The sequence below is a fragment of the Polaribacter sp. Z014 genome (genome assembly GCF_023555435.1).
GTDB lineage: Bacteria > Bacteroidota > Bacteroidia > Flavobacteriales > Flavobacteriaceae > Polaribacter.
Window position 1 is genome coordinate 401,848 of sequence record NZ_JALCZP010000002.1, and the last position, 19,605, is coordinate 421,452.

At 30.9% G+C, this 19,605-nt stretch carries 14 protein-coding genes; 10 read left to right on the forward strand and 4 right to left on the reverse strand.

What is annotated here, in order from left to right; translation table 11 throughout:
• Positions 1-4: 4 nt before the first annotated feature.
• Together MPF19_RS04945 and MPF19_RS04950 are read left to right on the forward strand one after the other, a co-directional pair.
• Entirely contained in the window at positions 5-1,504 is a 1,500-nt protein-coding gene (locus MPF19_RS04945; protein WP_249987036.1) for a mannitol dehydrogenase family protein, read from the forward strand.
• Positions 1,505-2,395 (forward strand): carbohydrate kinase family protein, encoded by an 891-nt coding sequence (locus MPF19_RS04950; RefSeq protein WP_249987037.1) that lies wholly within the window; start codon positions 1,505-1,507, stop codon positions 2,393-2,395.
• Positions 2,396-2,459: 64 nt separating this feature from the next.
• On the opposite strand, the gene MPF19_RS04955 is transcribed toward MPF19_RS04950, so the two are convergent.
• The gene (locus MPF19_RS04955; RefSeq protein ID WP_249987038.1) at positions 2,460-3,359 is read right to left on the reverse strand and encodes an EamA family transporter; all 900 of its coding nucleotides are present in this window, start codon (positions 3,357-3,359) and stop codon (positions 2,460-2,462) included.
• Between the two features lie 472 nt (positions 3,360-3,831).
• Between MPF19_RS04955 and MPF19_RS04960 the strand changes: the two genes are divergently transcribed.
• Positions 3,832-5,298 (forward strand): circularly permuted type 2 ATP-grasp protein, encoded by a 1,467-nt coding sequence (locus MPF19_RS04960; RefSeq protein ID WP_249987039.1) that lies wholly within the window; start codon positions 3,832-3,834, stop codon positions 5,296-5,298.
• Between the two features lie 6 nt (positions 5,299-5,304).
• Positions 5,305-6,324 carry an alpha-E domain-containing protein gene (locus tag MPF19_RS04965; protein ID WP_203392962.1) on the forward strand — a complete coding sequence of 340 codons (1,020 nt, stop codon included), beginning with the start codon at positions 5,305-5,307 and terminating at the stop codon, positions 6,322-6,324.
• Between the two features lie 139 nt (positions 6,325-6,463).
• On the opposite strand, the gene MPF19_RS04970 is transcribed toward MPF19_RS04965, so the two are convergent.
• Genes MPF19_RS04970 through MPF19_RS04980 form a run of 3 tightly spaced genes read right to left on the reverse strand, consistent with a single transcriptional unit; the run spans position 6,464 to position 13,331 of the window.
• Positions 6,464-7,396, reverse strand: coding sequence for a transglutaminase family protein (locus MPF19_RS04970; RefSeq protein ID WP_249987040.1), 933 nt, complete (start codon positions 7,394-7,396; stop codon positions 6,464-6,466).
• Between the two features lies 1 nt (position 7,397).
• Positions 7,398-9,968, reverse strand: coding sequence for a circularly permuted type 2 ATP-grasp protein (locus tag MPF19_RS04975; protein WP_249987041.1), 2,571 nt, complete (start codon positions 9,966-9,968; stop codon positions 7,398-7,400).
• Positions 9,969-9,998: 30 nt separating this feature from the next.
• The gene (locus MPF19_RS04980) at positions 9,999-13,331 is read right to left on the reverse strand and encodes a transglutaminase family protein (protein ID WP_249987042.1); all 3,333 of its coding nucleotides are present in this window, start codon (positions 13,329-13,331) and stop codon (positions 9,999-10,001) included.
• A gap of 750 nt (positions 13,332-14,081) precedes the next feature.
• On the opposite strand from MPF19_RS04980, the gene mce reads away from it, so the two are divergent.
• Genes mce through MPF19_RS05010 form a run of 6 tightly spaced genes read left to right on the forward strand, consistent with a single transcriptional unit; the run spans position 14,082 to position 19,548 of the window.
• Positions 14,082-14,486, forward strand: coding sequence for a methylmalonyl-CoA epimerase (gene mce, locus MPF19_RS04985; protein ID WP_203392959.1), 405 nt, complete (start codon positions 14,082-14,084; stop codon positions 14,484-14,486).
• Between the two features lie 26 nt (positions 14,487-14,512).
• Entirely contained in the window at positions 14,513-16,072 is a 1,560-nt protein-coding gene (locus MPF19_RS04990) for an acyl-CoA carboxylase subunit beta (protein WP_203392958.1), read from the forward strand.
• On the forward strand, positions 16,072-16,431 hold the full coding sequence (locus tag MPF19_RS04995; RefSeq protein ID WP_203392957.1) for an OadG family protein: 360 nt from the start codon (positions 16,072-16,074) through the stop codon (positions 16,429-16,431). The genes MPF19_RS04990 and MPF19_RS04995 overlap by 1 nt, the downstream gene beginning before the upstream one ends.
• Before the next feature lie 3 nt (positions 16,432-16,434).
• Complete coding sequence (locus MPF19_RS05000) at positions 16,435-16,854, forward strand: biotin/lipoyl-containing protein (RefSeq protein ID WP_203392956.1); 420 nt, start codon at positions 16,435-16,437, stop codon at positions 16,852-16,854.
• 10 nt (positions 16,855-16,864) lie between these two features.
• Positions 16,865-18,199: a sodium ion-translocating decarboxylase subunit beta gene (locus MPF19_RS05005; protein ID WP_249987043.1), complete on the forward strand. Its 1,335-nt coding sequence runs from the start codon at positions 16,865-16,867 to the stop codon at positions 18,197-18,199.
• 59 nt (positions 18,200-18,258) lie between these two features.
• Positions 18,259-19,548, forward strand: coding sequence for an acetyl-CoA hydrolase/transferase family protein (locus MPF19_RS05010; protein WP_249987044.1), 1,290 nt, complete (start codon positions 18,259-18,261; stop codon positions 19,546-19,548).
• Positions 19,549-19,605 lie beyond the last annotated feature (57 nt).

Genomic DNA, 19,605 nt, shown 5'->3' on the forward strand with positions numbered 1-19,605 from the left:
AATCATGAAAAATATAATTAAATTAAATCAACAGAATTTAGCTGAAATTAGTACTAAAATAACTTCACCTTCTTATGATAGAAGCAAGGTTAAAACAGGTATTGTACATGTTGGAATTGGAGGATTTCATAGATCTCACGAAGCGTTTTATACAGACCAATTATTACAAAATAATTTACAATCCGATTGGGGTATTTGTGGGGTTGCATTGTTAGACTTTGACACCAAAATTTACAACATATTAAAAGAGCAAAACGGTTTATATACTTTGGTTATAAAAGAATTAGATGGTTCGTTAACAAAACAAATTATCGGTTCTATGGTAGAAGTTTTATTTGCACCAGAGAGTCCTATTAAGGTCATTGAAAAAATGGCGAGTCCAGATGTTAAAATCATCAGTTTAACCATTACAGAAGGAGGTTATAATTATAACGAAGCAACGGGTGAATTCAATTTTGAAAACCCTTTAATTCAACATGATTTAGAAACTCCAAGTGCTCCTAAAACTATTTTTGGATATTTAACACAAGCCTTAAAAATGCGTAAAGAAAAAGGTTTGAAAGGAATTACCATTCAATCTTGTGATAATATTCAAGGGAATGGACACATGGCAGAAAAAATGTTGTTGAGTTATGTAAAAGTAGCAGCACCAACGTTGGTTTCTTGGATTGATGAAAACGTATCATTTCCGAATGCAATGGTAGATAGAATTACTCCTGCAACATCTGCATTAGATATCGAAAAATTAAAAGAAACTTCAGGTATTGATGATGGCTGGCCAGTGGTTTGTGAGCCTTTTAAGCAATGGGTGATAGAAGATAATTTTGTAGTAGGAAGACCTGCTTGGGAAACCGTTGGAGCACAGTTTGTAAAAGATGTTGTTCCTTATGAAAAAATGAAGTTAAGTTTGCTTAATGCAGGTCATTCTGTATTAGGTATTTTAGGAGCTTTATATGGTTATTCTACTATTGATGAAGCGGCAAATGATGCAGATATCAGTTCTTTCTTAAGAATATATATGGGAAATGAAGTTACGCCAACTTTAGGACATTTAGAAGGTGTAAATCTTAAAAATTATAAGTTTTCATTAATCCAAAGGTTTGGAAATATTTATATAAAGGATCAAATTGAAAGAATTTGTTCTGAGAGTTCTGCTAAAATTCCAATTTTTATTTTACCTACAGTTTATAATCAATTAGAAAATAATAGAACCGTAAATCATGCTGCTTTTATCATTGCTGCTTTTGCTATTTATAGTGTTGGTGTAAATGAAAATGGAGCGCAATTAATAATTAAAGATGCTATGGAAACAGTTTTAACCGAAAAAGCAATTTTAGCTAGAAATAATCCAGCAGCTTTTTTAGAAATAGAATCCATTTTTGGGCAACTTAAAAACTCTAAAACCTTCTTAAATGCGTTTACAAATGCGTATCAAGATATTGTTAAAAACGGAATAGAGAAGTCCGTAAAAGATATTAATAGTACTATTTTAAATGAAATTTAGATGGCAAATATAACATGTTTTGGCGAAGTGCTTTGGGATGTGTTTCCAACGCACAAAAAAATAGGAGGAGCTCCTTTAAACGTTGCGGTAAGATTACAATCTTTAGAGAATAATGTATATATAATTACTAGGGTTGGAGCAGATGATAATGGTACAAAAATTAAGGAATTTATTGAAGATAATAACGTTAATAAAATAGCATTACAGGTTGATGAAAAACTAAAAACAGGAAAAGTAAAAGTAACATTAGATGATAAAGGATGTGCTACTTATGATATTATGTTTCCAAGAGCTTGGGATCATATTCAATTAACGGAAGGAGCAAAAAAAATAGTGAAAGTTTCCGATGCTTTTGTTTTTGGTAGTTTGGTGGCTAGAGATAAAATTTCAAGAAATACATTATATGAACTTTTAAAAACAGCAAAATATAAAATTTTTGATGTAAATCTTAGAGCTCCTTATTATAACATAGAAAGTTTAAGTTATTTAATGAAAGAAGCTAGTTTTATTAAATTTAATGATGATGAAATTTTTGAAATAGCAGATACCTTAGGTTACAAAAATGAATCGTTAGAAGAAACCATTAAAATTATAGTAGAGATTACCAATACAAAATCTATTTGTGTTACAAAAGGTGGAGCAGGAGCAATACTGTATTATAATGATGTATTCTTTTATAATGAGGGTTATAAAGTAGAAGTTGTAGATACTGTGGGGGCAGGAGATTCTTTTTTAGCTTCTTTAATAAATAAATTGTTAAAAGAGGTTGCGCCACAAGATGCATTAGATTTTGCTAGTGCTGTAGGTGCTATTGTTGCCAGTAGTGAAGGAGCAAATCCGGAAATTAAAGAAAGCGATATTTTAGATTTTATGGAACAAAAAACTGTGTAAAATTTAATGATACATTAATATATTGAAAAAGTTTCGTAATTTATTACGAAGCTTTTTTTTTAGTTTAAGAATATAAGATTAAAAATACACCCAATAGAATACCAAATAAAGGAACCAACTTTTTACGCTTATTTTTTTCCTTAAATAGCAATCCACCAACTACAACTGCAATTATAATCTGACTTCTTTTTATGGCCGATAATAGCATAATTAAAGCATCAGGGTCTTGTAGTGCCTTAAAATAAAAGTAATCTGCTGTTTGTAATAAAACTCCAACGGCAGGTATAGACCATCTAAATTTAAAAGCTTTTCTTTTATCAGCACACGGAAACCACGTAATAGATAAAATGATTAATAATATTAGAATGGTGTAAAAACAAAACCAAAATTGTAAGGTTTGCGGGTTTAAAGTTAAAGTCTGAATTAGAAATTTATCATACAAACCACTAGAAGCACCTAAAAAGGTGGCTGCGATAATGGCGAAAATCCATTTATTCCTTTTAAAATTGATACCCTCTTTTTTTCCTATTTTAGAATATAATAAGACAGATAGAATAATAAGGAAGAAACCAATCCATTGTAAGAAGTTTGGTTTTTCTTGATAAATAAAAATAGCACCTATAAAGGTAAAGAAAGGTCCTGCAGATCTTATTGGGGTAACAATAGTAATTGGTAAATGCTTTAATGCTTGGTAAGCTAAAACCCAGGAAGCGGCCATAATCATCGATTTTATAAAAATGAACCCATGGGTACTCCAAGAAATACTTGTAATGTAGAAACCTATTTTTTGCATGTATTCAGGATTCCACAGAGAACCTAAGTAGAAGGGAAGTATCAATAAAAACCCAGCCGAAATAGTACCTAGTAATACCGGAAATACTTCATTGCCTTGTACGGCATGTTTTTTACATAAATTGTGTAACCCTAAAAATAACGCCGCTAAAAGTCCTAAGTACATCCACATAATGCGCGCGAAGATACTAGAAAGCAAAAAATAGGAGATTGTAAATAGTTACTATTTTTTTTAAAATAAAATTATTAGTTTATTTAGGAGTTACTTGGTTGATAAACAGCTTTATATTTTTATTTTGGTTTGGACATAATTTTTGTTTACATTTTTAAATACACTTTTTATTACTTTTTTAGGATAAATATCCATACCTTTTCTAGGTGTTTCTGTAAATAGTCTAAAAATAAACGGTTCTATTGAATGTCGTTATTAAAATTATATGGATACAGATTTTAATATTTATTAAAAAATAACAGGAAAAAAACATTTAAACAATTACTTAATTGAAAATATGATAATGTTTTTTTGCGATTATTGTAATTAATTAAAAGGAATAAAATTATTATTGTAATAATCATAACATATTTCAAAAAAGTTTACTTTTTTCATAAAAGTAATTTATATTTACTAAAAAAAATTATAAGATTTGAAGGAAACTACAACATTGCCGCTATTTTCAACTTACGAATTAGATTCTAGATTTTATGATGAGCTCTTTAAGGGTAATAATGAAATAAGGGAGGTTTATAAAACTTTATATAATTTATTTGGTTCATACTCTGTAACCGAATTCGATCGCTTAAACAAACAAGCTAAAGATTCGTTTTTTAATCTTGGAATAACATTTCAAGTGTATGGAGAAAAAGAGGTGAAAGAAAAGATTTTTCCTTTTGATTTATTTCCAAGAATTATCAATAATAAAGAATGGACTACTATAGAAAAAGGAGTATTGCAACGAAGTAAAGCTTTAAATCTTTTTCTTTGGGATGTTTATCATGATCAAAAAATTATAAATCAAGGTATAGTTCCTAGAGATTTAATTGAATCTTCTGTAAACTTTTTACCTCAAATGATAGGATTAGATCCACCTGGTGGAATTTACAATCATATTTCTGGTACAGATTTAATTAAACATTCTGATGGAGATTATTATGTTTTAGAAGATAATATTAGATGCCCTTCTGGTGTAAGTTATGTTATTGGTAATAGAAATGCTGTAAAACATTCGTTGTTTGGTGTTTTTAATCAATATAATGCGCATACGGTAGTAGATTATGGCGCCAAATTATTAGAAACTATGGAGTCTGTAAAGCCACCAGGAGTAGATGCTCCGGTATGCGTTATTATAACTCCGGGTGTATATAACTCTGCCTATTACGAGCATTCTTTCTTAGCAAAACAAATGGGAGTCGGTTTAGTAGAAGGAAGAGATTTATTTGTAGAAAATGGTTTTGTGTATATGAGAACCATATACGGACCCGAAAAAGTAGATGTAATTTACAGAAGAATAGATGATTTATTTATAGATCCATTAGTGTTTAAAAAGGATTCTATGCTTGGGGTACCTGGTTTGTTTTCTGTGTATCTAAAAGGAAATGTAACTTTAGTAAATGCACCCGGAACAGGTGTGGCAGATGATAAGGCGGTATATACGTATATGCCAGAAATTATTAAATACTATTTAGATGAAGAGCCTATTTTAAACAACGTACACACGTATCATTGTAGTAGAAAAGATGAGTTAAAGTATGTATTAGAAAACATTGATAAACTGGTTGTAAAACCTGTAGATGAATCTGGAGGATATGGTATTTCTATTGGTAGTAAATTAACCAAAGAAGAAATAGAAACTGTTAAGAAAACAATTTTAGCAGAACCTAGAAAATACATTGCTCAACCAATAATGTCATTATCTACACATCCAACATATATAGATGAAAATGAATCGTTTGAATCTAGGCATGTAGATTTAAGAACTTTTACTTTATTAGGAAAAGGTACAGATTTTGTCTTAAAAGGAGGGTTGTCTAGGGTTGCGCTTAAAAAAGGAAATTTAGTTGTAAATTCATCTCAAGGTGGCGGATCAAAAGACACTTGGGTTTTAAAAAAATAAAAAAATATGTTAGCAAGAGTAGCCAATAACCTTTTTTGGATGGGAAGATATATTGAACGTTCAGAACACCTAGCACGGTTTTTAAGTGTCAATTATTTTTCTTCATTAGATGCACCAGATGAATTATCGCAATCTAGACAGTTTGTATTAAGATCTGCCATGTATATGTCTGCAAATGAAATTATAGATGCAGATATTACGTTAGAAGAAGAAGGTGTTTTGTTTAATGTTGGTCTAAATTTAGAACAACCTTATTCTATTATTAACACGTTTATTAATGCACATGAAAATGCAAGAAGTTCTAGAGATTTAATTTCTACAGAATTATTTGAAGGGATCAATAGAATTAATCATAACCTAAAAGACTATCCAATAGAGAAATTTGTAAAAAGTGGTTTGTATGAGTTTACTACCATGGTTACACAATCTACTGCAGAGGTTAGGAGTAAAATTAAAGGAACACTTTTGCACGACGAGGTCTACGCAATTATTATGTTAGGTGTTAATTTAGAAAGAGCTATACAGGTGTCTAGAATAATAAATTCTAAATTAAGTGATGCAGCTGCGGCTAAAGTAATTTATGGTGATGATTCTGATGGTAGTTACCAATGGTCTACGCTCTTAAAATGTGTATCTACTTATGATATGATGCGTCGTTTTTATAAAAAAACACCTTCTAGAAAATCGTCTTTAGAGTTTATTATTTTAAATGAAGAATGTCCAAGATCTATAAAAAATTGTTTAACTCAAATTTATAAATACATTTGTATAATTTCTAAAAATAGAGAAATCAAGAATGATTCTGCAGCATTTTTAATTGGAAAAATGAAATCTGATTTTGAGTATAAATTAATTACTGACATTGAAGATGATATGGAAGTCTTTATTGCAGACTTAATAGAAAAATTAGTTTTAATTGCAGAAAAACTTGAAGATAATTATTTTGATATTTCAGATAGCATTGCAGCAATAGAGGAAGTAGTTAAGGAAAAACCTAAAACTAAATTACAAAAGCAAAAACAATAAATTTAGATATAATTTTTTTTTTCAAATAGAAAGACCTTAAAGAATTTAAATTCTTTAAGGTCTTTCTATTTGGTATTATGTTCTTCTGAGTAAACAAAGTTTTTTACATCAATTGAATATTAAAATAACTTTGAAAGGATTAAGATTGATTTTGAGACTGAGACTGAGATTGAGTTAAATTTGTTTTAGCTGGTCTTAAATCTACAGAAACATCCATTGTATTTTTACCAGTACTGTAAATAACTCCTTTTAAAGGAGGAACATCGTAGTAATCTCTACCATGAGCAACCACAATATGTTGGTTTTTTGGTATTTGATTGTTGGTAGGGTCAAAATCTACCCACCCTAAAGTTGGTATAAACACAGAAAACCAAGCATGTGAAGCATCTGTACCAATCAACTTTTCTTTTCCTTCTGGGGCTAAAGTTTCTATGTATCCACTTACATATCTTGCAGGTAATCCCATAGATCTTACACAAGCAATAGCAATTTGAGCAAAATCTTGACAAACCCCTTTTTTCTCTTTCATTACCTCTTTTAAAGGTGTTGCAATGTTTGTAAAACCAGAAACAAAATCGAAATCTGTAAAAATACGTTGCATTAATTCATAAGAAGCTTCATATAAAGATCTTTCTGGCTTAAAAGAAACCAAAGCGTATTCTTTAATTACAGCACTCATATCAAAAATTAAGGGAGAACCTAAAACAAATTGTCTTGCTTCAATGATGTCTGGCTGTATTCCTTTTAATAATTTTAAAGCTTCCTCAATAGTAACTTTTTTTCCTTCAATTAAATTTTCACCCTCTATTTGCAAGTTATAGTCTCTAGAAACTTTACTACGCGCTATTACAATTAATTCATCATGATTTTGCTGAATAGAAAAACGAGTAACTGTGTTTCCAAAGAAATCGAGTCTTTCTGAAATATCTGTAGGTGTAGGTGTTATTTCTAATGAATATTCTAAAACCGTTTGTCCTTTAAACGTTTTAGGTTTTAAAGTGGTTAAATTATGACAAAAAGAAGCTCCATTTTCATAACTATATTTTGTTTTATGCCAAAGATCAAAAATCATATTAATTAGAAATTTTTCTATCTACCAACTGTTTCTGTTGCTGAGAATGGTTAAAGTAAGTGTCTGAAACGGACAAAGAAGTTAAGTGTAATAAATCGCTTAAATCTGATAATAAAGTATCTAAATTCTTACGCATATTAGACGCTTTATCTATCTCTAATATTTTTTCTAGTGATAGGCTTTGAATCTTATTAAATACAGTGTCAATATTTTTTTGACAATTAGTCATTTCTAAAGTTGTATCTCCTTTGGGTAATCTATCAATATCTTTTTTAATCCTTTTTATTTGATACATTAAAGACCTAGAATATTCTTTATCTAAAAGTAATAACTTTAATACGTTTTCTATACTTAAATAAGACTTGTAGCTATATCTGTAAATATTTAAACTTTCATGACTGTTTAAAAGAGATTCTAAAATTTCATATTCTAAGTCCTCATTATAATTAACAATAATTAAAGACCTAAATTTTTCTATAGTCATAGATGCTTGTTCTATTTGCAAACCAATAAAGTAGAGTAGTAGTCCTTGTCTTACTAAAATACTTTCTTCTGATAATGCCATAAAAGCTATTAATCTGGTTATAATTTTATCAAAGAATTTTGATAATGTAGTAACCGAATAATTCTCTTCTTCTTTTAGTTTTGTTAATTGTTTTTGAATACCATCAAAAACACGCCACATATCTTTAGACCACAGATTTCTTAAAGAATAATAAGAATTGTTAAAACTTTGCATAGACTGAGCAAACCCTCCAATTCTTTGATTGTCTATAGTAAGCGCTTTAATTTCTTTTATAGGATTTTTTAGGGCTTCTTCTTCATTTTCTCCAGTAAAACCAGGAAAGGTAGAAGTTATATTTGTGATTGATTGAAATAATATTTTTAAACTTTCTGACTCCGATTTTCTATCGTCATGGTATTGTACGTGGGTCATTTGGTTTAGAACCATACGTAAATACCTCGCGGTAAATAAGGTTCTTCCTAAATACCTACCAGACCAATATAGGTTTTCGGCGGTATTACTTGGTACATCATTGATACTTTCTGCCTGATTAGAAAAACTTTTGTTCCAGGAATAGTTTTGTAAGTAATTTTGTTTTTTATCACTTACAATCCAAAAATCTTTACTAGTTCCTCCTCGTTGGTTAGAAACAAATAATTCTTCTCGTTCAGTTGCAACTCTAACCAAACCACCTGGCATTACGCTGTAACCATCATCTTTTGCAATAGAAAAAGTTCTACACAAAATTTTACGAGGTTCTAATTTGTCTTCCACAAAATTAGGCGCTGTAGAAAAAGATATTTTTTCTTGCGCTACAAATCTATTTGGGTTTTCTAAAATTTCTTCTTTTAACGCTTTGAGTTCATCTTTACTTAAAAATTCGCAGAAATAAATATGTTCTCTATGAGATCTGTCTATTCTTTTAACCACATAAGAAGCTAAATCTTCTAAAACATGCTTTCTTTCTTTTTCTTGACCGCACCACCAAGAAGCTATTTGAGGTAGAATTAATTTTTCATTCAAGAAAAACTTACAAATATTTTCCATAAATGGGATAAGTGCAGGGTTTTCTAAAACACCACTTCCAATAGGATTTACAATAGCAACATTTTGTAAACGTACCACTTCTAATAAACCAGCAACCCCTAAATAAGAATCTTCTCTTAATTCTAGAGGATCCATAAAACTGTCATCTACACGTCTTAGAATAACATCTACTTGTTTTAAACCTTTTAAAGATTTTAACCAAACTTTTCCATGTCTTACCACTAAATCATTTCCTTTTACTAAAGGATGACCTAAAAATGAAGATAAAAAAGAATGCTCAAAATAAGTTTCATTATGAGGCCCTGGCGTTAAGATAACCACCATTGGGTTTTCGTTGTTAGAGGGCGCTACATTTAATAATAATTTATTAAAATCATTAAAAAAAGTAGAGGGTTGCCTTACATTTATATTATCAAATACTTCTGGGATAATTTTACTTGTAGAAAATCTATTTTCTAAAGCGTATCCCATACCAGAAGGCGCTTGTGTTCTGTCATTTACAACCCACATTCTACCATCTTTTCCTCTAGCCAAATCAACTGCATGTACATGCAGTCGTTTAGCAGTTTTATAGTCTATTTGATCACAAGAACGTAAAAATCCTCGGTGTGCATAAATTACTTCTGGCGGAATAATTCCGTTTTTAAGCAATTCACGTTTTCCGTATAAATCTTTTAAAATAAGATTTAAAATTTCAGATCTTTGTTGAATTCCTTTCTCAACTTCACTCCATTCATTTTGATGAATAATAAAGGGGACAACGTTTAAATTCCAAGGTCTATTTAATCCTTTAGGATCATTGTATACATTGTAGGTAACGCCATTTTCTGCTAATAGCCAATCTATATCAGCTTGTTTAGAAGCTAATTTTTTGGGTCCAATTTTTTGTAAATTGGCTAACAAAACTTTCCAATCTGATTTGTCTTCCATCTTAGAAATTAATAATTCATCATATTTACTTTTATTTAAAAAATAATCATTTAAAATTGACTTCTCAATTGTTTTTTCAACTATCATCATAATTCACACTACATATAAAAACTCCTTACTTTACTTTTTTCTTAAATCTAAAGTATAAGGAAATTCAAAATTTACAGGAAGCTCTTTAAACTTAAAACGTTTAGAGCTACTGTTTGGTTCTACACTTCTATCTATCGTTTCTGTATTAGGATTGATACTTTCAATAGGATCTATTTCCCCTTGTGTATGTCCAAATTCCCAGAAACGGTTAATTCTTCTCGATTCTGCTTCATAACTATTTACCGGATATTCATCATAAGATCTTCCTCCTGGATGCGCAACAAAATAAGTACAACCTCCAATAGAACGCTTATTCCAAGTATCTACAATATCAAAAACTAATGGTGTATCTACGGGAATTGTTGGGTGTAAAGCAGAAAACGGATCCCAAGCTTTATAACGTACACCTGCTACATATTCTCCATGTACACCAGTACTATTTAATTGTACTTTAACACCGTTACAACTTAATACAAAACGGTCTTCATTAAAATGAGAAACTTTAACTTGTAACCTTTCTAAAGAAGAGTCTACATATCTAGCAGTTCCTCCACCAGTCATTTCTTCACCTAAAACATTCCAAGGCTCAATACCTGCTCTTAATTCTAAATGAATGTTATTAATGTCTACCATCCCATGAAGTGGGAATCTAAACTCGAAAAATGGATCGAACCAATCTTCTTTAAAATCGTAACCAGCTTTATTTAACTGATCTACGATGTCTTTAATATCTTCTCTAACATAATGCTCTATTAAAAACTTGTCATGTAATTCTGTTCCCCAACGAACTAAATTATGCTCGTAAGGTTTTTTCCAAAACCAAGCTACTAAAGTTCTTACTAATAACATTTGTACCAAACTCATTTTTGGGTGAGGAGGCATATCAAAACCTCGTAATTCTAAAATACCTAATCTTCCTGTAGAAGAATCTGGAGAATACAATTTATCAATACAAAATTCTGCCCTGTGTGTATTTCCTGTTAAATCGGTTAATAAATGTCTAAACAATCTATCTGTTAACCAAAAAGGTACTTCACCATCCTTCGGAATTTGATTAAAGGCAATTTCTAATTCGTATAAATTATCTAAACGGGCTTCATCTATTCTTGGCGCCTGACTTGTAGGTCCTACAAAAGAACCAGAAAACAAGTACGTTAAACCTGGGTGATGTTGCCAGAAAGTTAATAAACTACGTAACAAACTTGGTTTACGTAATAAAGGACTATCTGCCGGACTTGTACCTCCTAAAGTAACATGGTTTCCTCCACCAGTTCCGGTGTGTTTACCATCTAACATAAATTTTTCAGTGCCTAATCTAGCTTTTTTAGCTTCGTCATAGAACGTAAATGTGTTTTTACACAAGTCTTGCCAGTTGGTAACCGGATGCACATTTACTTCAATAACAGCAGGATCTGGTGTTATTTTTAAAGATTCTAATCTGTTATCTTTTGGCGGTTCGTAACCTTCCATAATAACAGGTACATTTAATTCTCTTGCGGTAAGTTCTATGGCAGCAATTAAATCTAAAAACATTTCTGCCGTTTCTAAAGGCGGTAAAAATAAATATAATTTACCTTCTCTAATTTCTGCACAAAGTGCAGTACGTACAAAATAGTTAGGTTGATTTAATTCTAAACCATAATCTAAAAATTCTTGATACCTTTTCTTTACAATATTTTTAAAACTAGGTAAGCGTTTCTTTTTAGAAAACAAATCTGGTTCATAAATAGGAAAAACCTCATGTTCTGGTTTTTCCATTAATGAATCTAAAGGCAATCTTAATCCCATAGGAGAATTCCCTGGAGTTAAAAAGATATGCTGTCTTCTAAAAGTCCAAGCACTTGTAAACCATTTATCTTCTGTTTTATTTAAAGGCAGTAAATGACCAACAGGTGTTGATGCGCCTTTTTCATAAATTTCATGTAATTTTTTACGCGCTAAAGAACCGTCTTTATCCTTTGCAGGATCTATATCTATCGGTAAATTACCTTGTTCCCATAAATGATAAAATGGGTCTTCGTAACTAGGAAGAATATGTTCTGTAGAAACACGTAAATACTTAGAAAGTGTTTCTAAAAATAATTTATCAGAATTTTCTGGAACAATAGGATTATCAGCATAGCTGGATAAAAACTTTTTATTGTACCAAATAGGTCTACCATCTTTACGCCAGCAAATTTCTATTTGCCATCTTGGTAAAGGTTCTCCAGGATACCATTTTCCTTGTGCATGATGTAAAACAGCTCCGTTACCAAATTTGTCATACAAACCTTTGGTTAAATTACCTGCTAGTTTTCTTTTATTTGGTCCATCTGCCGTAGTATTCCACTCCGGAGATTCTAAATCATCAATAGAAATAAAGGTAGGTTCTCCACCCATTGTTAAACGAACATCTCCTTTTTCGAGTTGTTTTTCTACTTTATTACCAAGTTTGTAAACAGCGTCCCATTGTTCTTCTGTGTACGGTTTTGTAACTCTTGGCGATTCTAGAATTCTAGTAACTTTGTTTTCAAAGAAGAATTCTGTTTCACATTTATCAGTCATTCCAGAAACGGGTGCTGCACTTTCAAAAGAAGGTGTACACGCTAACGGAATATGACCTTCACTAGCTAAAAGACCAGAAGTGGCATCAAAACCAATCCACCCAGCACCAGGTAAATATACTTCTGCCCAAGCATGTAGATCTGTAAAATCTTCTTCAGGACCAGAAGGACCGTCTAAAGATTTTTCATCGGATTTTAATTGAACTAAATACCCAGAAACAAAACGAGCTCCAAAACCTAAATGACGCAATGTTTGTACAAATAACCAAGCATAATCTCTACAAGACCCGTTTTTCTGATTCAAAGTTTCTTCACAAGTTTGAACACCAGGATCCATTCTTATGTTATAATTTAAAAACTCATATATTTTCTGATTGATATCAATTAAAAAATAAATGGTTTTTCTTGGCGTATAATCTATGGTTTTTATAAATTCTTCTAATAACTTGCCTTTATCTGTAATTTCTAAATAAGGTTGTAATTCTTTTTTTACAGTGTCTGTATACACAAAAGGATATTCTTCTGCATATTCTTCTATAAAGAAATCAAAAGGGTTTATCGTTTTAAGATCTGCTATAATTTCAACATCAATAGACATCTCATCCGTTTTTTCAGGAAAAACCAAACGCGCTACATAATTTCCAAAAGGATCTTGTTGCCAATTAAAAAATTGTTCTTCTGGCGTAATTTTAATAGAATAAGATTCTATAGGAGTTCTTGAGTGTGGTGCAGGTCTTAACCTAAAAATATGAGGAGATAATGATACTTTTCTATCATATTTATAAGTTGTCTTGTGAGAAATTACGATTTTTAATGCCATATATACATTTATGTTATGAGTGCAAATTACTGATTAACCTATCTAAATAAAGCTAAAAAAAACGCCGACAAATTTAAGTATTTATTATTCTAAATAACTTAAATTTTATAACAAAAAAAGGAATTAAAATAACATCATTCTTAAATAATGATTTTATTTTAAATTTCGTTTTCTTTAGTTTTTAATTTTTATAAATTTAGTAATAAAACTACAGATTACCTTCATTAATTAAGATATAATATTGGATTTTATTGATATTATAATAATACTTTCATATAAATAATATTAAAATGATAATTTGATTAAATAAAGCTAAAAAGTAGATTTAAAATAAATAGCAGTTGTTTTTTTAAAAATCATTATTTTAAAACTAAAAACTTTTAATGATAGCATGTAAATAGTACACTATTTTAAGTACATAATTCAGAATTACTTTTAATGTAATAAGATTATAAAGTATAAATATCAAACTCTTTCTTCATTTTAATCACCTAATAATAATTTTCTACCTATTATAAATAATTTAAGTAAAATACTAATGTTATTTTCTCAATTTTTAAAAAAAATTATAGGATTGATATTATTATTCTTAGTAATTCTTTTAGATAAATTATTTAACAAAATCATTGAATTTACAAGTATTTATTTAAAAAAAAGTTTAGAATTTCGTAAAAGTCTATGAACATGACATCTATCATATATTAAAAACGATATGTATGCTAAATTTGGTACAAATTAAATATCGAATTTATGAATATTTCACATATAGAGCATTTAGGTATTGCTGTAGAAAATTTAGAGGAATCAATAAAATATTACGAAGAAGTTTTAGGATTGAAGTGTTATTCTATTGAAGAGGTTGTCGATCAAAAAGTGAAGACAGCCTTTTTTTTGGTAGGTGGTACAAAAATAGAACTACTAGAAAGTACTTCTCCAGATGGACCTATTGGTAAGTTTATTGAGAAAAAAGGACAAGGTATTCATCATATTGCTTTTGCAGTACCAAATGCTACAGAGGCATTAAAAACAGCAGAAGAACGTGGTGTAAGACTTGTTGATAAAGTTTCTAGGAAAGGTGCTGAAGGACTAAATATAGGGTTCCTTCATCCAAAATCTACATTAGGAGTACTTACAGAACTTTGTTCTAAAGAATAATTTACAGCTAAAATATACACATTAAAATGGCAAACCAAGATAAAATTAATGAGCTCATAGAGAAAAGAGCAAAAGCAAAATTAGGTGGAGGAGAGAAACGTATCGATTCTCAACACGCCAAAGGTAAATTAACAGCACGTGAGCGTATCGATATTCTTTTAGACGAAGATAGTTTTGAAGAGTTTGATATGTTTGTAACACACAGAACAAAATCTTTTGGATTGGATAAACAAATTTATCTTTCTGATGGTGTGGTTACAGGTCATGGTACAATAGACGGAAGAATTGTTTATGTGTTCGCACAAGATTTTACCGTATTTGGAGGTTCGTTATCAGAAACTTATGCATTAAAGATATGTAAGGTGATGGATATGGCAATGAAAATTGGAGTTCCTGTAATTGGATTAAATGATTCCGGTGGAGCACGTATTCAAGAAGGAGTAAGATCTTTAGCGGGTTATGCTGAGATTTTTCAAAGAAATATTATGGCTTCTGGTGTAATACCTCAAATTTCTTCAATTTTAGGACCTTGTGCTGGTGGTGCTGTGTACTCTCCGGCATTAACAGATTTTACAATTATGACGGAAGAAACAAGTTATATGTTTGTTACCGGACCAAAAGTAGTACAAACTGTAACAGGTGAGGTAGTAACGGCAGAAGAATTAGGTGGAGCAAAAATTCACTCAACTAGATCTGGTGTATCTCACTTCTTAGCAGCAAATGATGAGGAAAACTTATTATTAGTTCGTAAGTTACTAAGTTACCTGCCTTCAAACAATTTAGAAGAAGCGCCAATACTTGCTTGTAATGACCCTATTGATAGATTAGAAGATGCCTTAAATGAAATTATTCCAGAAAACCCAAATCAACCTTATGATATTGTAGATGTAATTTCAATACTTGCAGATAACGGAGAGTTTACAGAAGTTCATAGAAATTATGCCAGAAATATTTGTGTAGGTTTTGCTAGGTTTAATGGTCGTCCTGTTGGTATTGTAGCCAATCAACCAAAATTTTATGCAGGTGTTTTAGACATTGATGCTTCAAGAAAAGCGGCTCGTTTTGTTCGTTTTTGTGATGCTTTCAATATTGCAATTGTAACATTGGTTGATGTACCAGGTTTCTTACCAGGAACAGGTCAAGAATACGGAGGAATTATTTTACACGGAGCAAAATTATTATTCGCTTACGGAGAAGCAACTGTGCCTAAAGTAACGATTACTTTGCGTAAATCTTATGGTGGTGCGCATGATGTTATGAGTTGTAAACAATTACGAGGAGATGTAAATTATGCATGGCCAACTGCAGAAATTGCCGTAATGGGAGCTAAGGGAGCTGTAGAAGTTTTAGAAGGTTCTAATATTAGAAAAATTGAAGATGCCGAAGAAAAACTAGAGTACATTCAGAAAAAAGAGGATGAATACACAGAAAAGTTTGCAAATCCATACATGGCCGCAAAATACGGGTTTATTGATGATGTAATTGAGCCAAGAAACACTCGTTTCAGAATTATTAGAGCTTTAGAATTGCTTCAAAATAAAAAAGATGTAAACCCTCCTAAAAAACACTCAAACATTCCATTATAATGACATACTTACTATTAAATACAGAGACTATAAGTGAAGGATACGTTATCTTATTTACTGGATTGTTCATCGTTTTTAGTGCGTTAGTTTTGCTCGCGTTGGTTTTTAATTATGGTTTACCCGTAATGCTTTATGTATATAAAATAATTACAAAAGGAAAGGACAAAAAAGTTAGTGAAATTAAGGTAAAAGGAGATAAAGACTTTACTGGAGAAATATCTGCGGTGATAGGAGCAGCGGTGCACATGTACACAAGTGAACAGCATGACCATGAAAGCGCAATTTTAACAATTAAACAAGTTAAAAAATCATATTCACCTTGGAGTTCTAAAATTTACGGAATTCAAAATAGATTATAACAAATGAAAAGCTATAAATTTAAAGTAAACGAAAACGGTTATACCGTTAATATAAAATCGCATGAAGACAATATTATTAACTTAGAAGTTAATGGTACTTTATACGAAGTGAAAATGCAACAGGAGATTAAAAAAACAAAAACTCCTACGTTGGTTCGTGCAGCCTCAAAACAACCAGCGGCACCTTTACAAGTAAATCCAAAATCTGCTAAAACAAGAATTGTAGCTCCTATTCCGGGAGTTGTATTATCTATTGATGTAAAAGTGGGTGATACACTTAAAGTAGGTGATAGAATGCTTGTTTTAGAAGCTATGAAAATGGAAAATAGTATTGTCTGTGAAAAAGCAGGTACCATTACAGCTATAAAAATTAGCGTTGGCCAACAAGTGTTGCATGATGAATTAATGATAGAACTAGAATAAAACACGAAACATGAAAAAAGTAATTTTAATATTTTGTGTTTTATCATTATTGATCTTTATTAGACCAGTATTAGGATTTAGCACAAATTCAAGTGCAAACGACACCTTAAATAGTTCCACTGTTACTACATCGCAAGTAGATGCGGCACCACAACATGAGGGTGTTTTTGATGGAGCTTTTAGAGGAATCAAAAAGTTTTATGGTTATACAGGGTTTGCAAATGCAACGTCTGGAAATATAATAATGATAATCATCGGAATTATATTTATCTACTTAGGTATTAAATTTGATTATGAGCCCTTACTGCTGATACCCATAGGTGCAGGAGTTATTATAGGAAATATTCCTTTTGTAGCCGGAAATCAAACGGGTATTTACGAAACAGGATCTGTATTAAACTTTCTATATTTCGGGGTGGTAAAAGGTATTTACCCGCCGTTAATATTCTTAGGAATTGGAGCAATGACAGATTTCTCTTCTTTAATTGCAAACCCAAAGCTAATGCTATTAGGTGCAGCTGCACAAATTGGTGTTTTTGCTACCTTTATGGGAGCTTTGTATTTAGGTTTTAACCTTCCAGAAGCAGGTGCAATTGGTATTATAGGTGGAGCCGATGGACCAACAGCTATTTTCCTTTCATCAAAATTAGCAAATGGAGTTAATGTATTAGCAGATGGTACAACAGTGAAAAATCTAATTGGTCCAATTGCTATTGCTGCCTATTCTTATATGGCTTTGGTTCCTGTAATTCAACCTCCTTTAATGAGAATGTTAATCTCTAAAGAGGATAGAAAAATTAAAATGAAACCACCAAGAGCGGTAACTCAAAAAGAAAAAATGATTTTTCCTGTGGTAGCTTTAATTTTAACCACGTTTATATCTCCAAGTGCATTACCATTATTAGGAATGTTATTTTTTGGTAATTTGTTAAAAGAATCTGGAAGAACAGAAAGATTAGCAGATACTGCAAGAACTAAATTAATTGATATTGTAACTATTTTATTAGGGGTTACTGTAGGGGCTTCAACTCAGGCAGATATTTTTATCACCAAAGATTCCTTATTAATATTTGGTTTAGGAGCCATATCGTTTGTGATAGCAACTTGTGGAGGTTTATTATTTGCTAAATTTATGAATAGATTCTTAAAAGAAGGTAATAAAATAAACCCTTTAATTGGTGCGGCAGGTGTATCTGCTGTTCCAGATAGTGCACGTGTTGTGCATACAGAAGGTCTAAAATCTGATCCTAGTAACTACTTGTTAATGCACGCCATGGCACCAAATGTAGCTGGTGTTATAGGGTCTGCTATTGCTGCAGGTATTATTTTAAGTTTCTTAGGATAAATAGAGGTTCTTATAAATATGTAAATGAACAAATACAACAATTTTTAAATTTTGATAAAATGAAAATACCAAATAAAATGTCAGCTCAAGAAGCTGTTAAACTAATAAAATCTGGAGATAGAGTTTTAATACAAGGAGGTTCTGCAACCCCACAAGCATTAATAAATGCTATGGTTGCTAGAGCTCCAGAATTAAGAAGTGTTGAAATTGTACATTTACATACAGAAGGAGCATGTGGATATATTGCTCCAGAATTAAGAGAAAGTTTTCATACCAATGCTTTTTTTATTGGAGGGAACGTTAGAAAAATGGTTGGAAATACAGTAGATTATATTCCTGTTTTTTTAAGTGAAATACCAAGTTTATTCCGTGAAGGATATATGAATTTAGATGTTGTAATGGTAAACGTATCACCTCCAGATAAACACGGTTTTTGCTCATTAGGAGTTTCTGTTGATATTGTTATTTCTGGTTTAGAACATGGAAAAAAAGTAATTGCTCAAATTAATCCTCGTATGCCTCGTACTTTTGGTGATGCACAGATACATTTGAAACATTTTGATGCTTGTGTTGAAATTTCAGAAGAAATATACGAAATGAAATTTGTTGAACCCAACGATATTGAAAAAGCGATTGGTAAAAATATTGCTGCAATTATAGATGATGGAGCCACACTTCAAATGGGAATTGGTGGTATTCCAAATGCTGTTTTAACATTTTTACATAACCATAAAAATTTAGGAATACATACAGAAATGTTTTCTGAAGGTATTGTAGATTTAGTAAAAAATGGGGTTGTAAATGGTTCTAAAAAGAAAACAAATCCTTATAAAATAGTTTCAGGGTTTGCAATGGGTACGCGTCGTTTATATGATTTTATGGATGACAATCCAGAAATTGAAATGAATGATATTGCATACGTAAATGACACGTCTGTTATTCGTCAAAACCCAAAAGTAACAGCAATTAATTCTGCTATAGAAGTAGATTTAACTGGTCAAATTTGTGCAGATTCTATAGGTCAAAGAATGTTTTCTGGTGTTGGTGGTCAAATGGACTTTATGCGTGGAGCGGCATTATCAGAAGGCGGAAAACCAATTTGTGCAATTACTTCTACAACTTCTAAAGGTGTTTCTAAAATAACACCAACGTTAAAAGTGGGAGCAGGTGTAGTAACTACTCGTGCACATGCTAGATTTGTAGCAACAGAGTTTGGTATTGCAGAACTATTTGGTAGAAACTTAAAACAACGTGCTCAAGCATTAAGAGATATTGCACATCCAGACCATAGAGAAGAATTAGATAAAGCTATTTTTGAAAGATTCGGAAGTAGTTTAATGATAAAATAATTTTTTGAGTTTAGAGTTCTTAAATTTTGTAATTTTAAGAACTTTAAATTCTTATAT